Source organism: Wolbachia endosymbiont of Drosophila seguyi, assembly GCF_028981765.1.
Taxonomy (GTDB): Bacteria; Pseudomonadota; Alphaproteobacteria; order Rickettsiales; family Anaplasmataceae; genus Wolbachia; species Wolbachia pipientis.
This window is the reverse complement of the sequence record NZ_JAPQLM010000011.1, coordinates 1-3,049: the sequence shown is the minus strand read 5'-3', so window position 1 is coordinate 3,049 and position 3,049 is coordinate 1. Positions and strand designations below refer to the sequence as shown.

Annotated in this window: 2 protein-coding genes; both read left to right on the top strand. The window is 34.1% G+C overall.

Annotated elements, in window-relative coordinates; translation table 11 throughout:
* Nucleotides 1-243 precede the first annotated feature (243 nt).
* On the top strand, nucleotides 244-2,820 hold the full coding sequence (polA, locus tag OZD62_RS00235; protein ID WP_010962979.1) for a DNA polymerase I: 2,577 nt from the start codon (nucleotides 244-246) through the stop codon (nucleotides 2,818-2,820).
* 50 nt (nucleotides 2,821-2,870) lie between these two features.
* Complete coding sequence (locus tag OZD62_RS00230; protein ID WP_275019176.1) at nucleotides 2,871-3,008, top strand: hypothetical protein; 138 nt, start codon at nucleotides 2,871-2,873, stop codon at nucleotides 3,006-3,008.
* The last annotated feature ends 41 nt before the right edge of the window (nucleotides 3,009-3,049 follow it).

Below are 3,049 nucleotides of genomic sequence, written 5' to 3'. Positions count from 1 at the left end.
TTTTTTATAACAAACAACGTCACTATTAACTATTGCATTCCAGAACAATTTGATGCATCATTCTTTTTGTGAAAAACATTCCAAACTTTCTCTCCACTTTTTCTGGGTAAGGTCATATGTGTACATCCCCATCATGAATGCTATTTTCGGTAAAATCTCTTACAACGCTCAAAAGCAGAAAAACAAAAACTTGATTTTCTCAGCTAAATAGTGGACCATCAAAAGCACGCATAAATACCTACAATGAAAGAAAAAACTTTCACAATCATCGATGGCTATGGTTTTCTTTTCAGAGCTTACTATGTACTACCTCACTTAATTACCACAACAGGAATGCCAATAGGTGGTGTATATGGCTTTCTGAATATGGTTCTTAAGTACATTGCCCATTCGGACTACTTAACTATAGCACTTGATGCAGGGAAAAAGAATTTTAGGCACAATTTATATCCTGAGTACAAAGCGAACAGAGTAACGCCTCCTGAGGATCTAACTCCACAGTTCACCATACTGAGGGAAGCGGTAGAAGCTTTTAACCTCAGCTATGAAGAGATTGAAGGTTATGAAGCAGATGATATAATTGCAACACTAGCTGCAAAATACGCCAACCACCAAGACTTTAAAGTGGTAGTCGTTTCATCAGATAAAGATTTATTTCAACTCTTGAACCACAATATTTTAATATTCGACCCCATTAAAAATATATATATAGATGAAAAACAAGTAATAGAAAAATTTGGCGTAAACTCACACAAGCTTCTTGATTTATTTTCTCTAACTGGTGATGCATCTGACAACATTCCAGGCGTTCCGGGAATAGGTCCGAAGACTGCAGCTAAATTACTAGATGAATTTGATTCATTGAATAATATTATAGAGAACATTGATAACATCGAGCAAACGAGGATTCGTAATATTCTTGCTGAACATAAGGAAAAAGCGCTAATTTCAAGAGAACTTTTATCACTATGCGAAAAAGTAGACCTTCAACATGATATTGCAAAATGTGAAGTTCGCCCTCCAAATATGGAAAAACTATTATCCTTTTTAAAGAAGTATGAATTCAATTCCTTGATAGGGAAAGTGGAAAAGCTTTTTTCCTATAGTGGGTCTAGCACAGAAGAAAAAATAGAGTATAGTAGTGAAGAGTTAGAGAAATTTTTAGAGCATTGTAGATATGAAGGCAAAATTGCAATTCATTACCACCTTGAAAACAATGTATTAAGTCTATCTTATAGCGAAAGTAATATTTTTTATATAGAGCAAGACAGCATACAAGATGCACTCATTATAATTAACTTAACTTTGCTCTCAAATGGAGTGCTTAAAATAATACATAACATTAAAGAGATCAGGAAAATCTTCCCTGCAATAGAGAAGATGTTAGATTCAGTTGATGATTTGATGATAATGTCGTATAGCTTGGATACAGGAAAGCATGATCACAGTATTCCAAACATAGTTGCGCATAATTTGAGTGAAAATGCAGAAATTTTCTCGGCAAAAACTTTAATAGCAATTCATGAAAAGCTAAAGCAAAGGTTATTTCAGGAAAAATTGCTCACAATTTACGAGCGCTTCGATAAGCCACTTATGAAAGTAATATTTGATATGGAGAAAAATGGGATATTACTGAACATACAAAAATTACAGGAGCTGTCCGATAAATTTCAGCAGGTAATTGCCGTGCTTGAAGATGAGATATATAATTTGGCAGGAGAAAGATTTAATATTGCTTCGCCAAAACAATTAAGTGATGTTTTATTCAACAAAATGGGGCTTAATAAAAAGAAAAAGTCAAAAAAATCTGGATCGTATAGCACCAATTATGAAGTTCTAGAGGCACTCGAAGAAGAAGGGGTAGAAATCGCAAGTAAAATCTTAAATTGGCGACATTTAAGTAAATTAAAAGGCACCTACACTGATGCATTAATAAAGCAAGTTGATCCACTTGATGGTAGAATACACACAAGCTTTTCAACGACTGCAACTGCAACTGGAAGGCTGAGCTCCAGCAATCCTAATTTACAGAATATTCCTATCAGAAGCGAAGAGGGAAATCTTATCAGACAAGCATTTATTGCGCCAAAAGGGCATAAGATAATTTCTGCTGACTATTCGCAAATAGAATTAAGACTCCTGGCACACGTTGCAAACGTTGCAGCATTTAAAGAAGCTTTTGCAAACGGACAAGATATTCATGAGATCACCGCAAGGCAAGTTTTTGGAGTGCAAGAAATAGATGAGCAATTAAGACGCAAAGCAAAATCCATCAATTTTGGAATTATATATGGCATTAGCCCATTTGGTCTTGCAAAGCGGCTTGGAATTACCATTGCGGAAGCTGCTGAATACATTAATTACTATTTTTCCTGTTACCCAGAAATAAAGGCCTATATGGAAAAAGCAGTGTCTATCGCAAGATTGCATGGTTATGTAGAAACTTTGTTTGGCAGGAGATGCTTTGTAAGAGACATAAACAATACAATTCCTTATATAAGACAATTTGCAGAAAGGGCAGCAATAAACGCACCACTGCAAGGAACCGCTGCTGATATAATAAAACGTGCGACAATTCAGCTTTTTGACCAATTGAAAGTAGGTAAAATAATCCTCCAGGTTCACGATGAACTACTGGTTGAAGTAGAAGACGAAAAGGTGCAAGAAACAGCAAAACTTATAAAAGATATAATGGAAAATGCAATAGAAATTTCTATACCACTTGAAGTAGAAATAAAAATTGGCGACAACTGGGGTCTAAATTCCCTTAATTATGACTTAAACATCGTGAATTCTAGGAGTATAGATTATTTGAATTAATATGAAAAATATGCTACAATTGAAGTATAGTAAATGTGAGTAACTCAGTTATGACAAAAATATTAACTCCACAAACAAAGAATTTGGAACCTTCAAATCAGGTAACTAACAAAGATGAGAAAATTTTTGAAAAAGAGGAACATCAGGTAATCTATGATTACTTTGCTAGGATTAATAATTGTTATTAGTAATAATTAATTAAATCAGAAGAATATATATGCTTTGTTTT